Below are 24,935 nucleotides of genomic sequence, written 5' to 3'. Positions count from 1 at the left end.
GATGCAGCCAATTTGATAGAGAAGCCGAAGATGATTTTTTTTAGAAATGCTAGTTTACGTTTAGTAAGCTAGAACTTACATAAACTTTAGGAATCACTGGAAGGAGTCACATTATGTCAAGTGCAATAATTAATGGGAAAGAAATTGGTCAAGAAATTCGCGGTGAAGTAGCAATACGCGTAGAAGCGCTTAAAAAACAAGGTTTAACACCTGGTTTAGCGGTTATTTTAGTAGGGGAAAATCCTGCTTCAAAAACATATGTGGCAAACAAGCAAAAATCGTGTGAACAAATCGGCATGTATTCGGAATTAATCAAACTTCCGGAAGATACAACTGAGGAAAATTTGCTTGATCAAATTCGTACATTAAATGAACGCGAAGATATTCATGGTATTCTTGTACAACTTCCATTACCAAAACATATTAATGAAGATCAAGTAATCGCAACAATTTCACCTGAAAAAGATGTGGACGGGTTTTCACCGGTAAGTGTCGGTAAAATGATGCTAGGTCAAGAAACGTATTTACCATGTACTCCTTATGGCGTGATGAAATTACTTGAGTACTCGGGCATTGAAGTGGCAGGTAAACATGCCGTCATCGTTGGTCGTAGTCATATTGTCGGTAAACCAATGGGACAACTTTTATTACAAAAAGATGCAACGGTGACATACACACACTCAAAAACACCAAACTTACCTTCATTCACGAAGCAAGCGGATATTATTATCGCAGCTGTCGGACGTGCAAACTTTATTACAAAGGAGCATGTAAAAGAAGGCGCAGTTGTGATTGATGTAGGTATTAATCGCAATGAAGACAATAAACTATGTGGTGACGTAGACTTTGCAGATGTCGATGGCATTGCCTCTCACATTACACCAGTACCGGGCGGCGTAGGTCCGATGACGATTACAATGCTTCTATCAAATACCGTTCAATCGGCTGAAAAAGTACTTGCACGACAAACGAAGTAAAAAAAGATAAAATGTAGTAATACAGAAGCTGTTTTTCTGAGGAGAAACAGCTTTTCTTTTTGGAGAAAATTACGAATTTGATTAACGTCAATACAATAATACATAGTAATAATAATCCAAAATGAATCCACCAAAAAGGAGCAAATCGTTTATGACATCGTCTTCTTATTTAACCGTGAAAGCATTAACCAAATATATTAAGCGCAAATTTGATGCCGATCCGCATTTACGTGATGTTTATGTAATGGGGGAGCTTTCGAACGTGAAAATTCATAGTTCGGGACATATTTACTTTACATTAAAAGATGATGGCTCACGCATTAATGCGACGATGTTCCGCTCACAAGCATCAAAGCTTTCGTTTAAGCCTGAAGAAGGCATGAAAGTGTTCATTCGTGGTGATGTCAATGTGTACGAATCGAGCGGCGTTTATCAACTGTATGCCCAAACGATGGAACCAGACGGCATCGGGGGATTATTTGTTGCTTTTAATCAATTAAAAGAACAACTACAAAAAGAAGGGCTGTTCAACGCAGATTTTAAGCAGCCGATTCCGCAGTTTCCAAAAACAATCGGAATCCTGACTGCAACAACAGGGGCAGCCATTCGCGATATTACGACGACCATTAATCGCCGTTTTCCACAAGTAGAAATACTCATTTACCCAACGCTTGTCCAAGGCGCAGGGGCGGCACCGAATATTACTGAAAATATTTATTTGGCAAATCGCCATGAACTTTGTGATGTTCTCATTGTTGGGCGTGGTGGTGGATCAATTGAAGATTTATGGGCATTCAATGAAGAGATGGTGGCACGGGCTATTTTTGAAAGCCGCATTCCAATCATTAGTGCAGTCGGACATGAAACGGATACAACAATTGCCGATTTTGTAGCGGATTTACGTGCACCAACACCGACTGCAGCGGCAGAGTTAGCCGTGCCGAATCAGCAAGAGCTTTTCCAAAACGTATTAGCGAAAAAGTCGATGCTCCATCAAATGATGACAGCGCGTTTAACATTTGAACGCAATCGTTTAACAAAATTACAAAATTCTTATCCACTTGCAACTCCGGAACGATTATATCGTCCTTTTATAGAACAGCTTGCACAAATGGATAGCAAATTAGAAAATGCGCTAAACTTATATGTATTGAAACAAAAATCGGCTTTACAACAATTGAGTAGCCAATTAAAGCAGTTTTCACCACAGCATCAATTAACCGCATCGAAGCAGCAATTAGCGCATCGAACAGACCAGTTGAATCGTACTATGCAGCAACAACTGGCACAAAGTAAAGTGGAATTTGCGAATCATTTACGGATGTTGGAAGCGTTAAATCCATTAGCGATTATGAATAAAGGTTTTAGTATAGCGTATAAGGATGAAACCGTAGTAAAATCAACTATGGACTTAGAAAAAGATGATGTCGTAACCATTACTTTCCAAGATGGCTATGCACAAGCAAAAATATTGGGCACGCATGTACAAAAAGAGGAGGGAAAATGATGACAAAGCCAAATTTCGCGGCAGCGATGGCCGAGCTAGAAGAAGTTGTTCGCAAGCTAGAGCAAGGTGATGTACCTTTAGAGGAAGCAATCGATCTTTATAAAAATGGGATGGAGCTTTCAAAACTTTGTCATGATACACTTCAAAGTGCAGAGCAACAATTAATTTCAATCGTTGGTGAAAATGGTGAAAAACAGCCTTTCGACCAAGGAAATGGAGAAGATTAATTTATGGATAACGTATTAAAACCATTTATTGAATTCAATATTCCTGCAATTGAACAGGAAATGTATCAATTAGTTGAAAAAATTCAAGCGCCTGCACATTTAAAGGAATCGATGCTGTATTCTTTAAAAGCAGGTGGTAAGCGCATCCGTCCATTATTTGTAGCGGCGGTATGTGAAATGTACAAGCAACCATTAGCACCAAGTTACATTGTTGGTTCAGCTGTCGAAATGATTCATACGTATTCATTAATTCACGATGATTTACCTTGCATGGACGATGATGAATTACGCCGCGGCAAGCCAACAAACCATGTTGTTTATGGCGAAGCATTAGCAACATTAGCAGGAGACGCTTTAAACACATTGGCATTTGGCGTATTGGCGAGACTCGACATTCCTGCTGAACAGCGCATTGAACTAGTCGACTTATTAAGTGTCGCTGCAGGTGCGGAAGGCATGGTAGGCGGTCAAATTTTAGATATGGACGGCGAGCAACGTTTATTAAATTTACAAGAACTTGAAACGGTTCATGTCAATAAAACAGGTGCTTTATTACGTTTTAGTATCGAATCAGGTGCGGTATTAGCAAATGCACCAGAAAAAGAGCGCCGCGCATTAGTAGAATACGCACATCATATTGGCCTAGCATTCCAAATCCAAGATGATATTTTAGATATTGAAGGTACTTCTGAGCAATTAGGAAAAACAGCGGGTAAGGATGTTGCGAGTGATAAAAGTACATACCCTGCATTACTTACTTTAGAAGGTGCAAAAGAAAAGCTAACGCATCATTTTGAACAGGCAGTAAATGCACTGGGAAAAATTGAGACAAATACAGTACTTCTAGAACAATTAGCACAATATATTGTAAAACGATCAAATTAAAGTTGTTAAACTTTTGTCAAACGGTGTACATTGATATAATAGACAAATCACAATGGTGAATAAACTGATGAAAAGGTGTGTGGATGTGATGGATTTAACGAAGATTTCTAGTCCATCCTTTTTAAAAGACTTGAATAAAAAGCAATTAGAAGCACTCGCGAAAGATATTCGTGCTTTTTTAATCGAAAAATGCTCTGCAACAGGTGGTCATATTGGACCAAATCTTGGAGTTGTTGAATTAACGATTGCGTTGCATAAAGCTTTTAACAGTCCAAAGGATAAATTTTTATGGGATGTAGGGCATCAAGCGTATGTGCACAAAATTTTAACAGGACGTGCAGATCAATTTGATACATTACGCCAATTTAAAGGGCTTTGCGGTTTTCCAAAGTTAGTCGAGAGTGACCATGATATGTGGGAAACAGGTCATAGCTCAACATCATTATCAGCGGCAATGGGTATGGCAGCTGCACGTGATATTAAAGGCGCTAAAAACTTTGTCGTGCCAATTATTGGTGACGGTGCGTTAACGGGTGGTATGGCACTTGAAGCGCTGAATCACATTGGGCATGAAAAGACGCATATGGTCGTTATTTTAAACGACAATGAAATGTCGATCGCGCCAAATGTTGGGGCATTGCATGATGTGTTAGGCCGCTTACGTACAGCAAAGGAATATTCACGTGCAAAAGAAGATTTAGAATCGTTAATGCACAAAATTCCTGTCGTTGGAGATAAGCTTGCCTCTACAGCTGAACGTGTGAAGGATAGCTTAAAATATTTAGTCGTATCTGGTGTGTTTTTTGAAGAAATGGGCTTTAAATATTTAGGACCAATTGATGGTCATGATTTAGAAGCGCTTGAAAAAACATTAGAGTATGCAAAAAAAGTAAAAGGTCCTGTTTTAGTACATGTCCTTACAAAAAAAGGCAAGGGTTATAAACCTGCGGAGGACGATACAGTCGGCACTTGGCATGGTACGGGCCCTTATAAAATCGAAACTGGCGCATTTGTGAAGTCGGCAACAAAAGGTCCTGCATGGAGTAGTCTAGTGGCAGAATCAGTTCGTAAATGTATGGTTGAAGATGATCGTATCGTGACGATTACACCAGCTATGCCAGTTGGTTCGAAGTTAGAAGGCATTCAAAGAGATTTCCCGAAACGTTTCTTTGATGTCGGGATTGCCGAACAGCATGCGACAACGATGGCAGCTGGGCTTGCGACGCAACATATGAAACCGTTTTTAGCAATTTATTCAACATTCTTACAGCGTGCGTATGACCAAGTATTACATGATATTGCACGACCAAAATTAAATGTATTTATTGGTATTGACCGCGCTGGCCTAGTTGGTGCGGATGGCGAAACTCATCAAGGCGTATTTGACATTTCGTTTTTACGTCATATTCCAAATATAGTCTTAATGATGCCAAAAGATGAAAATGAAGGTCAACATATGGTTAAAACCGCATTAGAATATAATGACGGACCGATTGCAATGCGTTATCCACGTGGTAATGGTTACGGTGTTGAAATGGATGAAGAAATGAAAGCATTGCCAATCGGCTCGTGGGAAGTATTACGTGACGGTGAGGATGCGGTCATCTTAACATTCGGTACGACAATTCCAATGGCGATGGAAGCGGCAGAAGTGTTAGCGCAGCAAGGGACGAATGTTCGAGTAGTGAATGCTCGTTTCATTAAACCAATGGATGAAAAAATGTTGCATGAAATTATGAAAGCCGGTTTACCAATTTTAACGATTGAAGAATCTGTATTACAAGGTGGATTTGGTAGCGCAGTACTTGAATTTGCAAGTGATCAAAAATACCGAACAATAGCCATTGAACGAATGGGTATTCCAGATGAATTTATCGAGCATGGTGATGTGGACCAATTACTTGCTGAAATAAATGTGACAGCGGAAGAAGCAGTAAGACGCATTGAACAACTTGTCCCAAAAAAACAGTCAGGTAGGGTTTAATAAAGTATGACGAAACAACCGAAAGAACGTGTAGACATTTTACTTGTTGAACGTGGATTATGTGAAACACGCGAAAAAGCAAAGCGCTCGATTATGGCGGGGCTTGTGTTCTCAAATGAAATTCGCATTGATAAAGCAGGCGAAAAAATTGCGATTGATATGCCACTTCAAGTAAAAGGGTCAGATTTAAAATATGTATCGCGTGGCGGTCTGAAGCTCGAAAAGGCTTTAGAAATATTTGATATGTCAGTAGACGGCAAATTAATGCTCGACATTGGCTCATCAACAGGCGGTTTTACAGATTGTGCACTGCAGAACGGTGCGCGTCATTGCTATGCATTAGACGTTGGCTCCAATCAACTAGCGTGGAAAATTCGTTCCGATGAGCGCGTAACGGTCATGGAAAAAACCAATTTCCGTTATACGAAGCCGGAAGATTTAGTAGAAGGCTTACCTCATTTTGCAACGATTGATGTGTCGTTTATTTCACTAGCGCTCATTTTACCGGTATTAAAAACGGTATTAATGCCTGGTGGAGATGTGATGGCACTCGTTAAACCACAATTTGAAGCGGGACGTGAAAATGTCGGCAAAAAAGGCATCGTTCGTGAACCAAAAGTCCATTTAGCTGTGTTAGAAGAAACAGCGAAAATGGCAACAGCAACGGGATTTGTTGTAAAAGATGCTTCCTATTCACCAATTACCGGTGGCGAAGGGAATATCGAATTTTTATTCCATTTATACAACCCACATGAAGGGGAAGAAGTAGCGGCTTTTACTAATTTTGAGTCTGTTGTGAAAGAGGCACATGCACAGTTAAAATAATGAAAAGTACAAGGTAGGTCATTTATGAACCGAACTTGTACTTTTTATTTGTTGTAAATATGATTAAAAGACAATTTTGAGCAGATCTTTCGGGTTTTTCTTGAATTTCTTTTATGCAAATGTTAGTGTAAATATACATAGATTGAATAAAATTTAAGAGGTGACCTTGATGAATAAAGGCCAACGCCATATTCGCATTCGCGATATTATTACAAATAACGAAATTGAAACACAAGACGATTTAGTCGATCATTTAAAAAATGCAGGTTATAACGTAACACAAGCGACTGTTTCACGTGATATTAAAGAATTACATTTAGTAAAGGTTCCGTTACAAGATGGTCGTTATAAATACAGCTTACCTGCTGACCAACGTTTTAATCCAATCCAAAAGCTACACCGTGCATTAGCGGACGCATTTGTGTCAATTGATGGAGCGTCTCATTTTTTAGTAATGAAAACGTTACCGGGAAATGCGAATGCAATTGGCTCTTTATTAGATCATTTAGATTGGTCGGAAATTTTAGGGACAATTTGCGGGGACGATACGATTTTAATTATGTGTCGTACAGAAGTGGACCGAGAAGATATTAAAAATCGTTTATTAGAGATGCTATAAATCGAGGTGGATTTGTTTGTTAAGAGAATTAAGCATTCGCAACTTTGCAATCATTGATGATTTAACCGTTAGTTTTTTTGACGGATTAACGGTCTTAACAGGGGAGACTGGTGCAGGGAAATCGATTATTATCGATGCGGTTCATATTTTAGCGGGTGGGCGCGGCTCAACTGAATTTATTCGACACGGTGAAAAAAAAGCTGAACTTGGTGGACTATTTCAAATTCACAATGACAATCATCCGATATTTCACAAGTTAGAAGAGCACGGAATTGATGTGGAAGAAGGAACGATTATTTTACGCCGTGATTTGAATGATTCGGGTAAAAGTATTTGTCGTGTCAACGGAAAGCTTGTGCCACTCACGGTATTACGTGAAATTGGCGGGAGTTTAATCGACATTCATGGGCAACATGAAAACCAAGAATTAATGGACGAGAAGCATCATATCCACTTGCTCGACCATTTTGCGAGCGCGGCATTGCAAGACGTGAAAGCGCGCTATAAAACGGCATATGACACGTATCGTGAGCTAAAAAGAGAAGTGGCCGAACTAAGTATGGACGAGCAAAGAATGGCGCAACGAATTGATTTGTACCAATTCCAAATTCAAGAACTCGAACAAGCTGATTTAAAAGCGGATGAAGAGGATGCACTCAATGATGAACGCCGTCGCCTATTGAATTTCCATAAAATTTTTGAACATGCCAATATTGCATATGAGGCGATATCGGGTGAATCGAATGGACTTGATTTTATCGGCAACGCGATGGAGGCAATGGATAATATTGTCGTCTTAGATGAAACATTTAAAGAAGCATCTGAAGCAGTGACATCGAGTTTTTATGCACTCCAGGATGCAGCGTACCAAATTAAAAACGCGCTGGATGATTTGGAGTACGATGCAGAGCGTTTAAATGAAGTAGAGCAGCGCCTCGCACAATACCAAACGATGAAGCGTAAGTACGGTACGACGGTTGAAGAAATTCTTGTGTACTATGCAAAAATAGAAGAAGAATTGATGCAACTGATGAATCGTGATGAAACGATGCAAAAAAACGAACAATTGCTTCATGAAATGGAACAGGAATTAGCGCAATTAGCGAGTCAGTTGACGGTTATTCGCAAAGAAAATGCGCTTGTTTTAAGTGAGGCCATAATGGATCAATTACGCATGTTACATATGGAAAAAGCAAAATTTATCGTGAATTTTGAAGCGCAAGAGCAGTTTGATGCGAATGGGAAAGATAGCATTGCCTTTTATATTTCGACCAATGTTGGGGAACCACCGAAATCATTACCAAAAGTGGCATCGGGCGGAGAACTTTCACGTATGATGTTAGCGCTGAAAACGATATTCTCGACGTCAAATGGCATTACATCGATTATTTTTGATGAAGTAGATACAGGTGTTAGTGGTCGTGTCGCACAAGCAATTGCTGAAAAAATTGCGGCGATTTCGGTGAATTCTCAAGTACTTTGTATTTCGCATTTACCACAAGTAGCTGCGATGGCCGACCACCAATACTATATAAAAAAACAAGTCGAGCATGACCGAACATTTACAACGATTTCTGAAATGGAAGAAACTGAGCGCATTGAAGAAATTAGTCGGATGATGAGCGGCGCAGAAATTACCGAATTGACATTGCAACATGCATCTGAACTCATTCAAATGGCCAATGAACGAAAAAATGCGATGACAAAAGGATAAATGGGGAACACTAAAAACGCACCTTTCTAAATGAGGAAAGGATGCGTTTTTTGCTGTAAATTATATTTTCGATATAATTTTATTTTTTTTCATTATAAATTCGACATTAAATTTTCGCTTTTTATTTTGGTGGGAAATCATTATTTTAGTAAAAAGAGAGTAAGAATTCGCCAAAATAAATATTTCAAAAAACGATACTTATTAAGAAAACGCATGGAATCTGTCTTTTGAGGACTCATAAAATTATTCGTTCCATTTGGTACAAAATCAATTTCAATTACACCAAAAAATTTCCGTTCATAACTCATCCAAACTGTCACATAGTAAGCAAACAGAGGAGGTGAAATATGAAGCAAAGGTTGCGGTCATTACTCGTCGTCGTACTATTTTTAACATTTCCATTACAAGGCTTTGCAAAGGAATTAATTCCAATGGGTCAATCCATCGGTGTGCAGCTTCAATTGCCAAATGTTTTTGTCTCACATGATGTCTTGTTAGATTCAGGTGAATGGCTCAAACAGGGCGATCAGATTACGGAAGTTAATAATGAAACACTTTCTGATGTAACGGTGTTAAAAAATCAAAAGAAAGATGTTGAATTAACAGTTGAGCAAAAATCAGGAACAAAGAAAGTAAGTGTTTCAAAAGATCAATTGTTCAATTTAATGCCCTTTTTAAAAACCGAAACAGATGGGATCGGCACATTAACATTTATCGATCCGCAAACAATGGAGTATGGCGCATTAGGACATCAAATTGTCGACTCGATTTTAAAGCAACCCCCACAATTTGATGAAGGCTCCATTTTTACAGCATCCATTTCTCAGGTGAAAAAGAGCGTGCCAGGTCAGCCAGGCTATAAAATTTCGATTGTCAATAAATCATTAACACCACTGGGCACCGTTGCAAGTAATGAGCTTTACGGTATTTTTGGGAAATGGGAACAATCGCTACAACACAGTTTGCATCCGGCGCTAGAAATTATACATGCGGATGAATTAAAAGAGGGAAAAGCCCAATTATTAACGAGTATTGATGGTGAAAATGTAGAAACATTTGAGATTGAAATTAGTAAACAAGATGGAAACACTTTTACATTTTTTGTGACCGATGAACGATTAATTCAAAAGACTGGAGGAATTGTACAAGGAATGAGTGGCAGCCCGATTATACAAGATAACCGATTTGTAGGGGCTGTAACACATATGTTTGTGGAAGAACCGACAAAAGGGGCAGGAATACTTGTAATCGAAATGCTGAAAAAAAGCCCGAATTAAGAACCTATTGACTACACTTATCAAATAAGTGTAGTCTTTTTTTACTTTCTTTATTAAAATTGTACATAAGTGCATTCGACAAAAGAGGAGAATTAACGCTATTATTGTCGATATAATGTGAAATTATAATGCTTGATGCTCATTTTTTACTGTTTTAAAGGATTTTTTTTAATATTGTCGAAAACTCACTAAGTGAAAGCAAAAAAAACGGGATGTTAGACAAAATGATAAAGGCTATTTTTCTTCGCAATAATTTCTATTTCGATGACAGACAGTACAATGTGATGAAAGCTTTCATTTTTCACGGTGCATTGATGAAATATGACGTGCAGGATTGTAGTTTCCTTTAGGAACTTAAATTTAAAGGGGGATTTTGATTGACGAAAGTAAAAATTGCGATTGCGGATGATAACCGTGAGCTCGTAAAAACGATGGAATTATTCTTTAAAAACCATCCTCAAATTGAAGTGGTTGCTACGGCAGCGAATGGTAAACTATGTATTAAAATGTTGGAAGAGCACAAGATAGACGTTTTATTGCTAGACATTATCATGCCACATTTGGATGGCCTGGCTGTGTTAGAAACCATGTACAATGATGAACGTTGCGGAGATATCCAGGTCATTATGTTAACGGCTTTTGGGCAAGAGGATGTGATGAAGCAAGCTGTTAATTATGGCGCTTCGTATTTTATGTTAAAGCCATTTGAATTTGAACAGCTTGTACAAAAAATTCTCCATTGTGCCGGGCAACAAGTTGAAGTAGAAAAACGAAAAAGCATTTTACAACCGAATTCGTCAACAAAGCTTGATCAACGTCAACTAGATACAACGATTACATCCATAATTAAAGAAATTGGCGTTCCTGCCCATATTAAAGGGTATGCCTATTTACGTGAAGCGATTCAGATGGTTTTCCATGATATCGAGTTACTCGGCTCGGTAACGAAGATTTTATATCCTGAAATCGCCAAGAAATTTAATACGACGCCGTCACGTGTGGAACGTGCCATCCGTCATGCAATTGAAGTCGCATGGAACCGCGGTAGCTACGAGTCCATTTCCGAGCTGTTTGGCTACACTGTGCACCATATGAAGTCAAAACCTACCAATTCAGAGTTCATCGCCATGATTGCGGACAAGATTCGTATTGAGATGGTGGCGAGTTAAGGGCTTACTGGACAAGCTGGGGGAATATTTTCATATAGTGAATGAATACCCGATTAGACACGATTTAAACTTAAAATTCACCAAATATGTAAGTGTTTATTTTGACACGCCTTCATTTATTGGTTTCCTTGAAAACAATAAATGAAGGCGTGTCTTTTTTTACGGCCTTAGTGAATAAAATAGAACTCAATTTAGCGTATTCGAGAGACGGCTCCTCATTGATGCCATACATATTTATATAATTGATGACTTTTGGTTTTGTATAATAAGATAATGAAATCATCTCCGCCATTGCGCGCATCGTAGAAAAAATAGTCGCCAACTTCTGCTTTTATATCATTTTGATTAAAAATGTCGATTGTTTCTTTGGCATTTTGACGAATATCAATTGTTCTTTTTTCGAATTGCGTTATTTTTTGATTGGCATTACTAATATCACTGGCAGTAAGTTTTACAAAGCCTACATTACTCAAATCAATCGGTTTTGAATAATCGAATAATGTAAACCATTCCCCATCTCCGTGAAAACTAGCTTCTGTGATTAGTAAATTTGTTACTTCATCTGCTTCAGGTAAAGAAATTCCCCAATTACTTTCGAGTACTTCATATTCATTTGGTAGTAGGCTATTTATTAGTAAATTACATCCCGAAAATAACAAAATAATAGATACAATACACGCGATTAACCATTTATTCACAAAATCACCTCTCTATTGATGACGGATAAATAATTGAATGGTTGCATGTTGTTTTTTTCTTTAAGAAAGGCAAAATAGATTTACCCATTACTTCCTCTACAGCCCATGAAATGGATTGGAGAATAGCGATTTAATCTGGTAAAATTAATTTGTAAACAGTGTGAAAGAGGGTTCAACATGAAGAAATTTAAGAGATTAGCACTTTATGCTTTAGCAACAGGCATATTCGTAACATCATTTACTATTGGTAACGATGTTGTGCATGCAAACGAAGGTGAACGTGCAATCTATGATGGCAAAGTCCAAAATGGAAGAACATTTGGCCCGATACGAGCAATAGGCGACGAACTAGGTGCTCAAGTGGACTGGAACAACAAAGCTAAACTAGCAACTATAATCAAAGATGATAAAGTGATTAAGTTAAAACATGGCTCTAAAATGTTAATCGTAAATGATAACGAAATTAAAATGGATGTATCCTTACTTTTAGAAAAGGGGAAAGTTTATTTACCGTTACGATATATTAGTGAAGCGTTTGGAAATAATATCGGCTGGGATAAAGAAAAACAACTGGCCTATTTAGAAGATCGCGTGCCATATCTAATTATTTATGCGCAGCCGATTGATTATAGAAAAGGCTATGAACTCCTTGGAGATGCAGTAAATCATGCATCCAATTTATCGGGAGTCACGCAAAAGAGGGCACATTTAAAGCCTTATTTTACTGATACAATGAGTAATAAAATCATTCAGAATAATGGCTTAGGTTTTGAAGTAAATCCAGCAGCAGAACATCCATATATTAACGAATCTTATTCTTATCCAGATAGAAAAACGATGAAAATAAGAAAAGTATTCTTTGGGTATGAAAGTAAAAGAGGTTATGGTGATATTATTCATCAATTTACGCTTGTAGAAAAGAATGGCAAATGGGTAGTGAACGCTATTGAAGAAGAGTGGGCCCCATTCCGACCTTAATATATAAATTTGTTCTGGTGGCGAGTTTTACCTCAAACAATAAAAAGTTCATTCATATTTATCATTGATTCACCTCGATTGTTATATCGAGGTGAATTTTTTTGTTCTTTAGACAAAATATGCATAGGATATTTTTGTTTTGGAGCATGTTAAAATCTGTCTTTTTTATTGATTATCAATAAAAAAGTATTGACTTACAATGTGATGAACTTTATATTGTAATCAGTTGAAAATTTTGGAGGTGGATTGGATTGAGAGGGAATATAACGTCAAATATTTTAAAAATCTTATTAATTGTGTTTGCAATAGGTGTGCTATTCTTTGGTGGATATGTATTGCCAAGTATCGCAGAAGATATGAGAGCCTTAAACCCTGAACTTGATTATGCGAAGCTGCCTATCCTTGTCACTTGCGAATTGTTGTTGGTGTTCTTATTAATTGGATTAGGAATCATCTTATATTTACTTACCATTTTTGATCGTGGCTTAGTATTTAGTTCAACATTTATTCGATGGGTCGAAGTGTTAGTTGGAATGTGCCTTGTCGCGTCAATCGGAATCATTATTTTATTCCAATATACGAGAACTTTTGGGGGACCTGGGCCATTGTTAGCACTAATTATGATAGGTCTTACCGTTACGATATGGATAATAGCTGCGGTAATAATGTTAATTCGAGCGATAGTGAAAAGAGCCATATGTTTCCAAAGAGAGTCAGAAACATCGTAAATTTAGCTATCGAGTTGATAAAGGGGAGGACGAATGGAGCAATTTACAATAATGAAGCATTTAGTGACCATAGATGCAGAGAAAACAAAAGAACTGTATGACTCTTTACCGCTTGTTTCGGAAAAAGAACATTGTGGATGTGATAATTGTTGTTATTATGCAGAAGCCATTATAGAAATGCCCTTACAGATTCAACAATTTTTTCAGAAGTTCGGGATTGACCCGCGAAAAAAAGGAGAGATTTGGAAAGCTGCTGAATACGATGCTGGTACTTGTTTGTATATTGTAAATTACCGTTGTATTGGGAACATACAAGGTGCTAACCAATTAGGCTGGATAGAAATCGACGACGCTAAATTTAGTTTGACGAATTATCCAACCGCAATTGAAAAGGTGATAGGGCATTAAAATTTGCTTTAATCATTCAGTATTAAATTTGTCCATATAGTTTTCCATTTTTTCATTGCGACTCTTTGTTGATAAATGGGATGTAATCTTTCAGTCTTTAAATATTTTGGAGTGGGCGCAATTTTTAACTCAAATAAATCGGTTAATCCATAAGGAGCGATAATTTCAATCTGATTGTTTATCAACCTTGCGCCTATCGCTGTTGCAGTTTCAGGAAAATGACTTATCCCATCAAAAGAAGAACTAAAGGGCTGTAACTGATTTTTTAAATGCATGCGTGCTTGGTTTTTCACCGACCACGGTAAATTGGGAATGAAAGTATGTAATTGTGTTTCGAGCTTTTTTTCTGTTTCAGTTGTTACATCATTTTCTTGGAAATAAATGACGTCAATATCGTTAACAGAAGTGTGGATACTATGTAAAACATCCCATACTTTATTTCTTAAAACACCCGCACAAATCCAACAATCCTGTAATTCTAATGACTCAACTGTTTTTAGGATGGTCATAAGGATTAAATCGTTTCTAATGATTTTTATCAGTTCATCTTCATAATTCAAATTACGAACCCTCTTTCGTCCCTTTTCTTCATATGTTAATCGATTGGGTTGATAGTCGAGAAAAACTATGGCTCCCTAAAATGTCTATGTTTGTTTATTTAATTTACACCAACCAGACGAAATAATTACTTAAATTTTAGTCGTTCAATCTAAATAAAACGCACATTACGAAAGTTTACTTAAAAATTTAATCGATCCTTAATTTCCTCCAATAATTTCGTCTGCATTTTCAATTGCTTCGTTGTAATTATAGCGAACCACAGGAAAAAAATAATGGGAACGACGGTAAATAACAATCCGAAAATTGAGAAAAGGCTAAATAAAATATCGCCTAAGCCTACGTGTTTCATATGATAAGTCCCCCTTTTATTTACATAATTAGAAATTTACTATATTGAAATTGTAACATATTAAAGTTGATAATTACTGCAAATAATTAAACAAATTTTGAAAAATATGTTTAATTGTAAGTGTGAGGGGTATGATAACTTTAGTAATACTTTTACTTCGTTCGGTAAAGATTTAAACACTTATCGAGCGAAAAATATGCCTCAGGGGATATCACGGATTTTGAATTGTGGTAGCACAACGACAAAATCTAGATGCAATACCCAAGCATAATTCATTAGTTTTTACCTCCTTTCTTTTAGTTTAAATGATAAGAATATCGTATAAACTATCTTCAGCGTCCAAGGCGATTATGGACGCTCTTTTTTATCGGAAAATCGAATTAACTTTCCAAATAAAGTATAAACAAACGTCAAAAATTCATAAAAACGGAATTGTATTTATGAAATTTTTAGATAATAGAGTGTTTTTAGTGGGATTTTAAAGCAAAAATGATTAATGAAATATAAATATCTTATATTTCAAAATAAATCATACAATAGACTTATATTAAGACTTATTGAGTGGATTTTGATGGTAGTTAGAGCCTGAAATAATGAAGTTACTCCTTGATTATCAAAAAAATGTTATAAAATAATTCATTTCCACAAATACATTGAATAACTATTGATGGACCATTCGGACTATATAGATGCCTATTACTAGGAAGGAGGTAGGGAATGTACCGGGAAAAACGGATGTTCGCAATATTTTTCTAAACAAAAATCTAATAATTGTATATACTAGAATATAAGTGGAAGGGAGGATATACGTGGTTATTTTTGAAAATGGATTTATTGAAGTGTCAGAACAGAATGGGAAAATATTTGTAGAAACATTGCAAACTGGTTTTTTATTAAAAGATTTTGATACCATTGTACGCCTAAACCCTCGAATAAAATTAACAAACTTTGCAGTGTTAAAAAATGTATTGACGAATGTGTCAAAAACCCCAGCTGAAATTGGTAAGTGGCTTCCATCGATAACTGTAGAAGTTTCACGCGATAAAATGTCAGCTTCACTTTTTATTTATGAAACACTTGAAACAATTCGTGAAGACCTAGAAAAATTCAAACAAGATGTAAGTGGTTTATTAGCAGAGCACAATATTAAACATGGAATTATGGATATAAAATTAGAATCTGTTGTTTGTGGAAAAGCAAATTTAATTGCACAAGGTACCCCACCAATAAAGGGGGATGATGCCATTGTTACTTATTTGCAAATTCCAGAACGTAAACCCGTTATTCGCGAAGATGGCAAGGCAGATTATTATGATATGAACTTTATTTATGAAATCGACGAAGGTGCTTGGTTAGGGGAGAAAATCCATGCGCAACCAGGTATACCTGGCTACAACGTACATGGTGAAGTCATTCAAGCTCAAAGTGGTCGTGATATAGCGTTAAAATATGATCGCAAATCGGCTTATGAAATCGAGGAAGAGGGTAAAACTGTTATCCGTTCAAAAATAAGTGGTGTACTTGAAGATTCACAAGGGATGGTCGGCGTAAATCATCATTTACCAATTAACGGTGATGTCGGCATTGAGACTGGAAATCTCGAATTTAATGGCTCATTATCCATCCGTGGCACGGTTCAAGCTGGCTTTACAGTTATTGCACAAGGTGATATTTCGATTGAAGGTGCTGAAGGTGTGTCAGGCGCGAAACTCATCAAATCCATTGATGGCGATATTTTTATTCGTGGTGGTATTTTTGGGCTAGGGCAAACGCGTGTAGAAGCGGGAGGCAATATTTTTGTGAAGCACGTCAATGAGGCAAATCTTACGGCTGGGCAAGATGTAAACATTGGATTTTACGCACTCGGTTCTAATATTAATGGCCATTCAATTTTAGTTGATGAACGCAAAGGTAAGATTATTGGTGGAACTGCCATCGCAAAAAGTATGATTACAACAGCTGTTTCTGGCAATCGTTTAGAACGGCGCACGGAACTGATTATTAATAGTATAAATAAACAAGATGGCTTAGAGATGATTCAAAATAAGGCAGCTTTATTAAAAACTATGCAAGAAGATATTTTACAGCTGGAAGCTCAAGTGAACCGCGTGCTACCCGTTATTCGTAATTTGACGCGGCCGCAAATTGCAGCATTCGAACAAACGAAGCAAAAATTAGCATCTAATAAAGAAGAGGCGATGGATTTAGATCGAGAAATTAAGCAATTAATGCATGATCTACGCAATGTCGGAAGAGAGGAAATCCACGTTACGAAAGAAGCTTATTCAGGTACATATATCCAAATTGGTAAGAAGTCATCCATTTTATCTAATGCAACAAATGGTCGATTTTTATTAGAGTTTGGAGAGTTGAACGTCTAATGAAGAACATTCCGATTTATGCACATCGCGGCGCATCTGCCTATGAGCTTGAGAATACGTTGGAAGCGTTTGAGAAAGCGAAAGCATTAAACGCAGATGGAATTGAGCTAGATATTCAAGTTTCGAAGGATTCCATTTTAGTCGTATTTCATGACATGGATTTAACTCGGTTAGCCGGTGTAAGAAAAAACATTAATGAGTGTACGTTTCAGGAATTATCTAAATATAGTATCGGCACAAGATTTAAACGAATCCTATCAACGAAAAAAATTATGTCTTTTTCGCAATTAGTCAACTGGGCAAATCGCGAAAATATAGCGTTGAATGTCGAATTGAAAGAGTCGGTTTTAGCCAATACTGAGGCACTAAAAGACGAGATTAAAACATTAAAACTCCCAGCAAACAGTCATTTTTCATCTTTTCATATGGAGTTGTTAAAAATCGTGAAAGAAGTGCGTCCTGATTTTGAGACAGCATTTTTAGTGACGAAGAAATTTAATTGGCAATCATTACGAAATTTAGATTTCATTGACCATGTGCACGCGCACCGAAAATATTATAAACAACGCTATTTAGAGGCTTGTGATGAGGCGAAAAAAGGAATACGGTTTTATGGGATTGTCGGGTCCGAATCGTTTTTATCTAACCCACATCCAGCTGTGCTTGGCTGGATTACAGATTATCCCGATAAAGTAAGAAGAGTTCAACAAAAAAATACAACCAATACTTGAGACTTGCAAGTGTTGGTTGTATTTTTATTTTTGCCAGCGTGCGGCAACTTTTCCACGTTTACGATCACGGCGGAGAAGAAAACCAGCAAAGAAAAGGAATGCTGCGACAAAAAAGATGATGCCGACAATAAATTGTAACCAAAGCCATGGAAATGGTGAGATTAATATCCCAAATAACGTATCACGCATAAATTTAATGCCAGCAGCCATCATGATTGCTGGAATGACTAAAATGATAAATGCGACCATGCGAGCCATATGGAACCTCCTCTTAATAACTAAATTAATTTTACAATGGTAAAATAGAAAGTCAAGAAGATGGAAAGTATTCCTTAAAAAGATAAGGGAATTGTGACGAATAACGACATTTTAATTATACCTCTATAATTTTGAACCCCATAAATCGAATCGAATTTAATAAAGAAGCAATCACCCTTTTTAATAGGAGGAATTATCAGAATATTACAACTAAAATAATTTCCGAAGTTTATGGTTGATTGTTTTTAATTTTGAAAGTATTGTAAATTTAAAGATAAATAGAAAATGCGTGTTCAAGCAAATATTTATCATTGTCAACAAAATAATAATAAAAGCGAGAAGTAAGCGCTTTCTTATCAGAGGAGAGATGTTAATATGGAAATCTTCAAGTATATGCAGAAATATGATTATGAACAATTGGTGTTTTGCCAAGATGAGGCGTCGGGACTAAAAGCCATTATTGCCATCCATGATACGACGTTAGGTCCAGCTCTTGGAGGTTCACGTATGTGGACATATGCCTCAGAAGAAGCGGCGATTGAAGATGCACTTCGACTTGCTCGTGGAATGACTTATAAAAATGCAGCAGCTGGATTAAACTTAGGGGGCGGTAAAACTGTCATTATTGGTGATCCATTCAAAGATAAAAATGAAGAAATGTTCCGCGCTTTAGGCCGTTTTATTCAAGGATTAAATGGGCGTTACATTACAGCAGAAGATGTAGGAACGACGGTAACAGATATGGATTTAATCCATGAAGAAACAAATTATGTTACAGGTATTTCACCAGCATTCGGTAGTTCTGGTAATCCATCTCCAGTTACAGCTTACGGGGTATACCTTGGGATGAAAGCTGCGGTAAAAGAAGCTTTCGGAAATGATTCTCTGGAAGGAAGAAAGGTTGCAGTGCAAGGCTTAGGAAATGTTGCGTATACACTTTGTGAGTACTTGCATAAAGAAGGCGCGAAATTAGTTGTGACGGATATTAATCAAGCAGCCATTGATCGCGTTGTAAATGATTTTGGTGCAACAGCGGTCTCACCAGATGCGATTTATGACCAAGACGTGGATGTGTACTCGCCATGTGCGCTAGGTGCAGTTATTAATGATGCCACGCTGCTGCGACTAAAAGCGAAAGTTGTTGCAGGCTCAGCGAACAATCAATTAGCGCAGTCAAGCCATGGGGAAGCGCTTCATAAAATGGGCATCGTGTATGCACCGGATTATGTCATCAATGCAGGTGGCGTAATTAATGTAGCGGATGAATTGTATGGGTACAATCGTGACCGAGCGATGAAGCGTGTCGGATCGATTTATACAAGCTTAGAGAAAATTTTTGAAATATCAAGAACAGAAAATATCCCAACCTATTTAGCGGCGAATCGTTTAGCTGAAGAACGAATTGCACGCGTGGCCAAATCGCGCAGTCAATTTTTACAAAACGAAAAATCCATTTTGAATGGCCGATAAAAGAAGTTTCGACTAGTGAGTTGAGGTGAATTTCACTAGTCAAAATTTTTACCGGAAGTTGAGAGAAATTTGCGAATAGAGGTGTCCAGCATGGCGAAAGAGTATGATGTCGTTATTTTAGGTGGAGGGACGGGTGGTTATGTTGCCGCCATCCGCGCGTCGCAATTAGGTTTAAAGACGGCTGTTGTAGAAAGTGGGAAGCTAGGGGGCACATGCTTACACGCAGGTTGTATTCCAACGAAATCATTACTTAGAAGTGCCGAAGTATATGTACAATCGAAACGTGCAGATGAATTTGGTATTGAAATACAACAAAGCATCCTTAATTTTAGCAAAGTTCAAAAGCGTAAAGAAACTGTTGTTGAACAATTGCATAAAGGTGTTCAACATTTAATGAAAAAAGGGAAAATTGATGTGTATCACGGTTTTGGTCGTATTTTAGGTCCTTCCATTTTTTCGCCGATGCCTGGGACAATTTCTGTTGAAATGAATGATGGCTCTGAAAATGAAATGCTTATTCCGAAAAACGTCATCATTGCATCGGGTTCGAGACCGAGAAAGCTTGCGGGCGTCGATATTGATGGTCAAACGATTTTTACATCGGATGAATTTTTAAACATTACGAAACTGCCAAAATCCATCATTATTGTTGGTGGGGGTGTGATTGGTATTGAATGGGCATCGATGTTGCATGATTTTGATGTGGACGTCACGATTATCGAAGTGGGACCGCGTATTTTACCGACGGAGGATCGCGATATTTCAACGGAAATGATGAAGCTGTTAACGAAGCGTGGCATCAATATTTACACAAATGTTGAGTTGAATCCTGAAACGATTACGAAATCGGAACAACAGGTGACAGTAAAGCTTTCCGGGTTAGAACTGACAGCTGAAGCGATGCTCTTGTCGATTGGCAGACAAGCGAATGTTGAAAACTTTGGTATTGAAAATACGGATATTGAAATTGCAAATGGATTTATTCAAGTAAATGAATCATTTCAGACGAAGGAAAGCCATATTTATGCAATAGGGGATGTAATCGGTGGTATGCAGCTAGCGCATGTTGCTTCACATGAAGGGATTTCTGCAGTGGAGCATATTGCCGGTGTGCTTCATATTCCATTCCATTATGCGAATGTCGCGCGAGGCGTATATAGTTATCCAGAAATTGCAAGTGTTGGTTTAACCGAAGAGCAGGCGAAAAATCAAGGCTATAAAATTAAAACAGCGACTTTTCCGTTTAAAGCGATAGGCAAAGCGGTTGTTTACGGAGAGACGGATGGTTTCGTCAAAGTCATTGCGGATGAAGAAACGAATGATGCGATTGGTTTCCATTTGATTGGTCCGCATGCTACGGATTTAATTTCGGAAGCAGCACTTAGTCTCTTTTTAAATGCTTCACCGTGGGAAGTGGGTCAGATGGTACACCCGCATCCGACACTGAGTGAAGTCATTGGTGAAGCGGCGTTAGCGATTGAAGGTAAAGCGATTCATTATTAACTTGATTCAGTGGGGTTCAACCCCCAGCTGAAGTAGGGGAACAAAGGCTAAACCCGTCACGACTTGTGACAACGCCTTTGTGACCAACATCGTGTTGACCTAAGCCCCGGCGGATGTCACGGATTTTTAAGGGAACATTTTCGAGCGAGGCCGAAAAAATCTGGACTAAAGTTAGCCGAGGCGTAATTGATAAGGGAGGAGCTGTTTTATATGAATGAAACGGGAATAACGCATGATCAGATTGGTTTAACAGAGGAAGATGTACTTAAAATGTATGAAACAATGCTGCTTGCACGTCGAATTGACGAACGCATGTGGTTATTAAATCGTGCAGGGAAAATTCCTTTTGTTATTTCTTGTCAAGGTCAAGAAGCTGCTCAAGTAGGTGCTGCATTTGCACTGGATAATCAAAAGGATTATATTGCACCATATTATCGTGATATGGGTGTCGTTTTACACTTTGGCATGACAGCAAAGGACTTAATGCTTTCTGCGTTTGCTAAAGCGGAAGACCCGAATTCTGGCGGACGTCAAATGCCAGGACATTTTGGGCAGAAGAAAAATCGAATTTTAACGGGCTCTTCTCCTGTTACGACACAAGTGCCACATGCTGTTGGTGTAGCGCTTGCTGGTCGTTTACAAAAAGAGGATTTCATCACATTTGTAACGCTCGGTGAAGGTTCCTCAAACCAAGGGGATTTTCATGAAGGGGCCAATTTTGCGGGCGTTCATAAATTGCCTGTCATTATTATGGTGGAAAATAATCAATATGCGATCTCAGTCCCAGTAGAGCGTCAACTCGGCTGTGCAAAAGTATCGGATCGCGGCATTGGCTACGGGATGCCTGGTGTCACAGTAGATGGCAAAAATCCGCTCGAAGTGTATAAAGTGGTGAAAGAGGCGGCTGACCGTGCACGTAATGGTGAGGGACCTTCTTTAATTGAAGCAGTCACATTCCGTTTAACGGCGCATTCGTCGGATGATGATGATCGCCAATACCGAACAGCCGATGATATCGCAGAAGGACGCGCAAAAGATCCGATTTTACTTTTCGAAAAGTATATAAAAGATGCAGGCATTGCGGATGATTCTTGGTTCGAACAAATCAATGAGCAACTAATGGTCATTGTCAATGAGGCGACGGATTATGCAGAAGCCGCTCCTTATGCAGCGCCTGAGGATACACTGAAATATGTTTTTGCGGAAGGAGATGAAGCATAATGGCTGTGATTTCCTATATTGATGCGATTAATATTGCGATGAAAGAAGAGATGGAACGAGATGAGCGCGTTTTTGTTTTAGGTGAGGATGTCGGGCGTAAAGGGGGCGTATTTAAAGCGACTGCGGGTTTATACGACCAATTTGGTGAGTACCGCGTGTTAGATACCCCACTTGCAGAAAGTGCGATTGCAGGTGTGGCGATTGGTGCAGCTATGTACGGCATGCGTCCAATCGCTGAAATGCAATTTGCTGATTTTATTATGCCTGCAGTGAATCAAATCGTTTCAGAAGCGGCTAAAATTCGCTATCGCTCGAATAATGACTGGGACTGTCCAATTGTTGTGCGTGCGCCATTCGGAGGCGGGATTCATGGTGCGCTTTATCACTCGCAATCCGTAGAAGCATTATTTGCAGGGACACCGGGTTTGAAAATCGTTATTCCGTCCACACCGTATGATGCAAAGGGCTTATTGAAGGCGGCCATCCGCGACCCAGATCCGGTATTATTTTTCGAGCATAAGCGGGCATACCGTTTGATTAAAGGGGAAGTACCGACTGAAGATTATACGATTCCGATTGGTAAGGCGGATGTGAAGCGTCAAGGGGATGATGTGACAGTCATTACGTATGGATTAGCGGTGCATTTCGCGTTACAAGCAGCAGAACGTCTAGCGAAGGATGGTATTGAAACGCATATTTTAGATTTGCGCACAGTGTATCCGTTAGACCAAGAAGCGATTATTGAAGCGGCGAAGAAAACAGGGAAAATCTTGCTCATTACGGAGGATAATAAGGAAGGGAGCATCATCAGTGAGGTGGCGGCTATTATTGCAGAGCATTGCCTTTTTGATTTGGATGCCCCAATTAAGCGACTAGCGGGACCCGATGTGCCAGCTATGCCTTATGCGCCAACAATGGAAAAATTCTTTATGATCAATCCTGAAAAAGTAGAGCGCGCCATTCGTGAATTAGCAGCATTTTAACTTTTTCAGATTCACCTTACCTTTATAAGTGGTGAGATGAATCAAGACGTATTTATGTCGAGGCATAATCGATTCATAGGGGGATGCAAAATGACGATTCAAAATATTACAATGCCGCAATTAGGGGAAAGTGTGACGGAAGGAAAAATCGATAGTTGGTTAGTGAAAGTGGGCGACAAGGTAAATAAATACGACCCAATTGCGGAAGTAACGACCGATAAAGTAAATGCCGAAATTCCGTCTTCCTTTACTGGAATTGTGAAAGAATTGATTGCAATAGAAGGCGAAACATTGCCGGTTGGTGCGATTGTTTGCTCGATTGAAGTAGAAGGTGCAGAACTACAGCCAGCACCAGTAGCAAGCGATTCAAATGTAAGCTCAGCTATTTTAAATGCAGGGGTGCAGCGCCAACAGCCACAGCCGCCAGTAGTTGTGGAAACGCCTGACAAGAGCGAGCGTCCTAAACGTGCAGTCGGTCGATTTTCACCAGCAGTGCTGCTATTAGCCTCACAAAATGATATTGATTTAGCACATGTACAAGGGACAGGACTTGAAAATCGCATTACACGAAAAGATGTGGAAGCTTATATTGCGGCTGGAAAACCTGAACGGCAAGTAGCTGAAAGTTCGCAACTACAAGTCGTCGAGCAGCCACAATTAAATGAGTCAGAAAAAGTGAGCGTACCAAAAGTTACACCGAGTCGTACGGAAAGTGTCCTGACAGCTTCAGGGGATATTGAAATTCCAGTTACATCTGTACGCAAAGCGATCGCGAAAAATATGGTGCGCAGTTCACTTGAAATTCCACATGCTTGGATGATGATGGAAGTCGATGTAACGGAGCTTGTTGAATATCGCGATCGCATTAAATCGGAGTTCAAGCAAAAAGAAGGCTTTAATTTAACGTACTTTGCCTTTTTCTTAAAAGCAGTCTCTCAAGCTTTAAAAGAATATCCGCTGATCAATTCCGTTTGGGCCGAGGATAAAATTATCCAAAAGAAAGACATCAATTTATCGATTGCGGTTGCAACGGATGATGCGCTATTTGTGCCTGTCATTAAAAATGTGGATGAAAAATCGATTAAAGGCATTGCGAAAGAAATTCACGAACTTTCTACAATTGTACGAAATGGCAAATTAAAAATGGAGCATATCCAAGGTGGAACGTTCACGGTAAATAATACGGGTTCATTTGGTTCTATCCAATCAATGGGCATTATTAATTATCCACAAGCAGCTATTTTGCAGGTGGAAAGTATTGTAAAAAAACCTGTGATAGTACAGGGGAATATGATTGCACCACGTCATATTGTGAATTTATGTTTGTCATTAGATCATCGAATTTTAGATGGACTAATTTGCGGGAAATTCCTAAGTCGAGTCAAAGAATTACTCGAAAATGTCGATAAACAGAAGATGTCAGTCTACTAAAAACACTGGGGAAGCCTGTAATTACGGGCTTTCTTTATTTTTTTTTCTTTA

24 protein-coding genes are annotated in these 24,935 nt (G+C 38.4%); 20 read left to right on the top strand and 4 right to left on the bottom strand.

The window, feature by feature from the left end; genetic code table 11:
* Positions 1–113 precede the first annotated feature (113 nt).
* The 10 genes from folD to spo0A all read left to right on the top strand — a co-directional run bounded on the left by folD (position 114) and on the right by spo0A (position 11,184).
* Positions 114–977: a bifunctional methylenetetrahydrofolate dehydrogenase/methenyltetrahydrofolate cyclohydrolase FolD gene (folD, locus tag MHI10_RS12875; protein ID WP_340785933.1), complete on the top strand. Its 864-nt coding sequence runs from the start codon at positions 114–116 to the stop codon at positions 975–977.
* Between the two features lie 151 nt (positions 978–1,128).
* Complete coding sequence (xseA, locus tag MHI10_RS12870) at positions 1,129–2,484, top strand: exodeoxyribonuclease VII large subunit (protein ID WP_340785932.1); 1,356 nt, start codon at positions 1,129–1,131, stop codon at positions 2,482–2,484.
* Positions 2,484–2,711, top strand: a complete 228-nt coding sequence (xseB, locus tag MHI10_RS12865; protein WP_340785931.1) for an exodeoxyribonuclease VII small subunit — start codon at positions 2,484–2,486, stop codon at positions 2,709–2,711. The genes xseA and xseB overlap by 1 nt, the downstream gene beginning before the upstream one ends.
* A 3-nt stretch (positions 2,712–2,714) precedes the next feature.
* Positions 2,715–3,596 carry a polyprenyl synthetase family protein gene (locus MHI10_RS12860; RefSeq protein WP_340785930.1) on the top strand — a complete coding sequence of 294 codons (882 nt, stop codon included), beginning with the start codon at positions 2,715–2,717 and terminating at the stop codon, positions 3,594–3,596.
* Between the two features lie 88 nt (positions 3,597–3,684).
* Entirely contained in the window at positions 3,685–5,580 is a 1,896-nt protein-coding gene (gene dxs / locus MHI10_RS12855) for a 1-deoxy-D-xylulose-5-phosphate synthase (RefSeq protein ID WP_340785928.1), read from the top strand.
* A gap of 6 nt (positions 5,581–5,586) precedes the next feature.
* The gene (locus MHI10_RS12850; RefSeq protein ID WP_340785927.1) at positions 5,587–6,405 is read left to right on the top strand and encodes a TlyA family RNA methyltransferase; all 819 of its coding nucleotides are present in this window, start codon (positions 5,587–5,589) and stop codon (positions 6,403–6,405) included.
* A 169-nt stretch (positions 6,406–6,574) separates the two neighbouring features.
* Positions 6,575–7,024 carry a transcriptional regulator AhrC/ArgR gene (ahrC, locus tag MHI10_RS12845; protein ID WP_340785926.1) on the top strand — a complete coding sequence of 150 codons (450 nt, stop codon included), beginning with the start codon at positions 6,575–6,577 and terminating at the stop codon, positions 7,022–7,024.
* A 16-nt stretch (positions 7,025–7,040) separates the two neighbouring features.
* The gene (gene recN, locus MHI10_RS12840) at positions 7,041–8,738 is read left to right on the top strand and encodes a DNA repair protein RecN (protein WP_340785925.1); all 1,698 of its coding nucleotides are present in this window, start codon (positions 7,041–7,043) and stop codon (positions 8,736–8,738) included.
* Between the two features lie 347 nt (positions 8,739–9,085).
* On the top strand, positions 9,086–10,015 hold the full coding sequence (locus tag MHI10_RS12835) for a SpoIVB peptidase S55 domain-containing protein (RefSeq protein ID WP_340785924.1): 930 nt from the start codon (positions 9,086–9,088) through the stop codon (positions 10,013–10,015).
* 377 nt (positions 10,016–10,392) lie between these two features.
* Entirely contained in the window at positions 10,393–11,184 is a 792-nt protein-coding gene (spo0A, locus tag MHI10_RS12830; protein ID WP_340785923.1) for a sporulation transcription factor Spo0A, read from the top strand.
* Between the two features lie 215 nt (positions 11,185–11,399).
* On the opposite strand, the gene MHI10_RS12825 is transcribed toward spo0A, so the two are convergent.
* On the bottom strand, positions 11,400–11,882 hold the full coding sequence (locus MHI10_RS12825) for a hypothetical protein (protein ID WP_340785921.1): 483 nt from the start codon (positions 11,880–11,882) through the stop codon (positions 11,400–11,402).
* A 177-nt stretch (positions 11,883–12,059) separates the two neighbouring features.
* Here MHI10_RS12825 and MHI10_RS12820 point away from each other — a divergent pair, with 177 nt between their 5' ends.
* From MHI10_RS12820 to MHI10_RS12810, 3 genes are all read left to right on the top strand, one after another.
* Positions 12,060–12,860 (top strand): copper amine oxidase N-terminal domain-containing protein, encoded by an 801-nt coding sequence (locus MHI10_RS12820; RefSeq protein WP_340785919.1) that lies wholly within the window; start codon positions 12,060–12,062, stop codon positions 12,858–12,860.
* 251 nt (positions 12,861–13,111) lie between these two features.
* Positions 13,112–13,588, top strand: a complete 477-nt coding sequence (locus MHI10_RS12815) for a DUF2975 domain-containing protein (protein ID WP_340785917.1) — start codon at positions 13,112–13,114, stop codon at positions 13,586–13,588.
* 33 nt (positions 13,589–13,621) lie between these two features.
* A complete protein-coding gene (locus tag MHI10_RS12810; protein WP_340785915.1) occupies positions 13,622–13,996 on the top strand; it encodes a hypothetical protein in 375 nt (124 codons plus the stop codon).
* Between the two features lie 8 nt (positions 13,997–14,004).
* Here MHI10_RS12810 and MHI10_RS12805 read toward each other — a convergent pair whose 3' ends face one another.
* Together MHI10_RS12805 and MHI10_RS12800 are read right to left on the bottom strand one after the other, a co-directional pair.
* The gene (locus MHI10_RS12805; RefSeq protein ID WP_340785913.1) at positions 14,005–14,556 is read right to left on the bottom strand and encodes a nucleotidyltransferase family protein; all 552 of its coding nucleotides are present in this window, start codon (positions 14,554–14,556) and stop codon (positions 14,005–14,007) included.
* Positions 14,557–14,735: 179 nt separating this feature from the next.
* Entirely contained in the window at positions 14,736–14,906 is a 171-nt protein-coding gene (locus tag MHI10_RS12800; RefSeq protein WP_340785912.1) for a hypothetical protein, read from the bottom strand.
* An 809-nt stretch (positions 14,907–15,715) separates the two neighbouring features.
* Here MHI10_RS12800 and MHI10_RS12795 point away from each other — a divergent pair.
* On the top strand, positions 15,716–17,287 hold the full coding sequence (locus MHI10_RS12795) for a DUF342 domain-containing protein (RefSeq protein WP_340785911.1): 1,572 nt from the start codon (positions 15,716–15,718) through the stop codon (positions 17,285–17,287).
* Positions 17,287–18,018 (top strand): glycerophosphodiester phosphodiesterase, encoded by a 732-nt coding sequence (locus MHI10_RS12790; RefSeq protein WP_340785909.1) that lies wholly within the window; start codon positions 17,287–17,289, stop codon positions 18,016–18,018. Before MHI10_RS12795 ends, MHI10_RS12790 begins: the two co-directional genes overlap by 1 nt.
* 24 nt (positions 18,019–18,042) lie before the next feature.
* Here MHI10_RS12790 and MHI10_RS12785 read toward each other — a convergent pair whose 3' ends face one another.
* Entirely contained in the window at positions 18,043–18,276 is a 234-nt protein-coding gene (locus MHI10_RS12785) for a DUF2627 domain-containing protein (RefSeq protein ID WP_340785907.1), read from the bottom strand.
* A 375-nt stretch (positions 18,277–18,651) separates the two neighbouring features.
* Between MHI10_RS12785 and MHI10_RS12780 the strand changes: the two genes are divergently transcribed.
* The 5 genes from MHI10_RS12780 to MHI10_RS12760 all read left to right on the top strand — a co-directional run bounded on the left by MHI10_RS12780 (position 18,652) and on the right by MHI10_RS12760 (position 24,884).
* Positions 18,652–19,746 carry a Glu/Leu/Phe/Val family dehydrogenase gene (locus MHI10_RS12780; protein ID WP_340785906.1) on the top strand — a complete coding sequence of 365 codons (1,095 nt, stop codon included), beginning with the start codon at positions 18,652–18,654 and terminating at the stop codon, positions 19,744–19,746.
* Between the two features lie 90 nt (positions 19,747–19,836).
* Entirely contained in the window at positions 19,837–21,249 is a 1,413-nt protein-coding gene (lpdA, locus tag MHI10_RS12775) for a dihydrolipoyl dehydrogenase (RefSeq protein WP_340785904.1), read from the top strand.
* A gap of 210 nt (positions 21,250–21,459) precedes the next feature.
* On the top strand, positions 21,460–22,470 hold the full coding sequence (locus tag MHI10_RS12770; RefSeq protein ID WP_340785903.1) for a thiamine pyrophosphate-dependent dehydrogenase E1 component subunit alpha: 1,011 nt from the start codon (positions 21,460–21,462) through the stop codon (positions 22,468–22,470).
* A complete protein-coding gene (locus tag MHI10_RS12765) occupies positions 22,470–23,453 on the top strand; it encodes an alpha-ketoacid dehydrogenase subunit beta (protein WP_340785901.1) in 984 nt (327 codons plus the stop codon). Before MHI10_RS12770 ends, MHI10_RS12765 begins: the two co-directional genes overlap by 1 nt.
* 90 nt (positions 23,454–23,543) lie before the next feature.
* Positions 23,544–24,884, top strand: coding sequence for a dihydrolipoamide acetyltransferase family protein (locus MHI10_RS12760; protein WP_340785898.1), 1,341 nt, complete (start codon positions 23,544–23,546; stop codon positions 24,882–24,884).
* Positions 24,885–24,935 lie beyond the last annotated feature (51 nt).

It is taken from the genome of Solibacillus sp. FSL K6-1523 (assembly GCF_038005225.1).
Classification (GTDB): Bacteria; Bacillota; Bacilli; order Bacillales_A; family Planococcaceae; genus Solibacillus.
This window is presented reverse-complemented; position numbering and strand designations above follow the sequence as displayed.

Excerpts from the sequence above, each read along its gene's own strand:
- MHI10_RS12765 (WP_340785901.1), top strand. The coding sequence starts at position 22,470 with ATGGCTGTGATTTCCTATATTGATGCGATTAATATTGCGATGAAAGAA.
- MHI10_RS12810 (WP_340785915.1), top strand. The coding sequence starts at position 13,622 with ATGGAGCAATTTACAATAATGAAGCATTTAGTGACCATAGATGCAGAG.
- xseA (WP_340785932.1), top strand. The coding sequence starts at position 1,129 with ATGACATCGTCTTCTTATTTAACCGTGAAAGCATTAACCAAATATATT.
- MHI10_RS12780 (WP_340785906.1), top strand. The coding sequence starts at position 18,652 with ATGGAAATCTTCAAGTATATGCAGAAATATGATTATGAACAATTGGTG.
- dxs (WP_340785928.1), top strand. The coding sequence starts at position 3,685 with ATGGATTTAACGAAGATTTCTAGTCCATCCTTTTTAAAAGACTTGAAT.
- MHI10_RS12790 (WP_340785909.1), top strand. The coding sequence starts at position 17,287 with ATGAAGAACATTCCGATTTATGCACATCGCGGCGCATCTGCCTATGAG.
- MHI10_RS12835 (WP_340785924.1), top strand. The coding sequence starts at position 9,086 with ATGAAGCAAAGGTTGCGGTCATTACTCGTCGTCGTACTATTTTTAACA.
- MHI10_RS12770 (WP_340785903.1), top strand. The coding sequence starts at position 21,460 with ATGAATGAAACGGGAATAACGCATGATCAGATTGGTTTAACAGAGGAA.
- MHI10_RS12860 (WP_340785930.1), top strand. The coding sequence starts at position 2,715 with ATGGATAACGTATTAAAACCATTTATTGAATTCAATATTCCTGCAATT.
- MHI10_RS12850 (WP_340785927.1), top strand. The coding sequence starts at position 5,587 with ATGACGAAACAACCGAAAGAACGTGTAGACATTTTACTTGTTGAACGT.
- MHI10_RS12800 (WP_340785912.1), bottom strand. The coding sequence starts at position 14,906 with ATGAAACACGTAGGCTTAGGCGATATTTTATTTAGCCTTTTCTCAATT.
- MHI10_RS12820 (WP_340785919.1), top strand. The coding sequence starts at position 12,060 with ATGAAGAAATTTAAGAGATTAGCACTTTATGCTTTAGCAACAGGCATA.
- ahrC (WP_340785926.1), top strand. The coding sequence starts at position 6,575 with ATGAATAAAGGCCAACGCCATATTCGCATTCGCGATATTATTACAAAT.
- folD (WP_340785933.1), top strand. The coding sequence starts at position 114 with ATGTCAAGTGCAATAATTAATGGGAAAGAAATTGGTCAAGAAATTCGC.
- MHI10_RS12785 (WP_340785907.1), bottom strand. The coding sequence starts at position 18,276 with ATGGCTCGCATGGTCGCATTTATCATTTTAGTCATTCCAGCAATCATG.
- xseB (WP_340785931.1), top strand. The coding sequence starts at position 2,484 with ATGACAAAGCCAAATTTCGCGGCAGCGATGGCCGAGCTAGAAGAAGTT.
- lpdA (WP_340785904.1), top strand. The coding sequence starts at position 19,837 with ATGGCGAAAGAGTATGATGTCGTTATTTTAGGTGGAGGGACGGGTGGT.
- MHI10_RS12760 (WP_340785898.1), top strand. The coding sequence starts at position 23,544 with ATGACGATTCAAAATATTACAATGCCGCAATTAGGGGAAAGTGTGACG.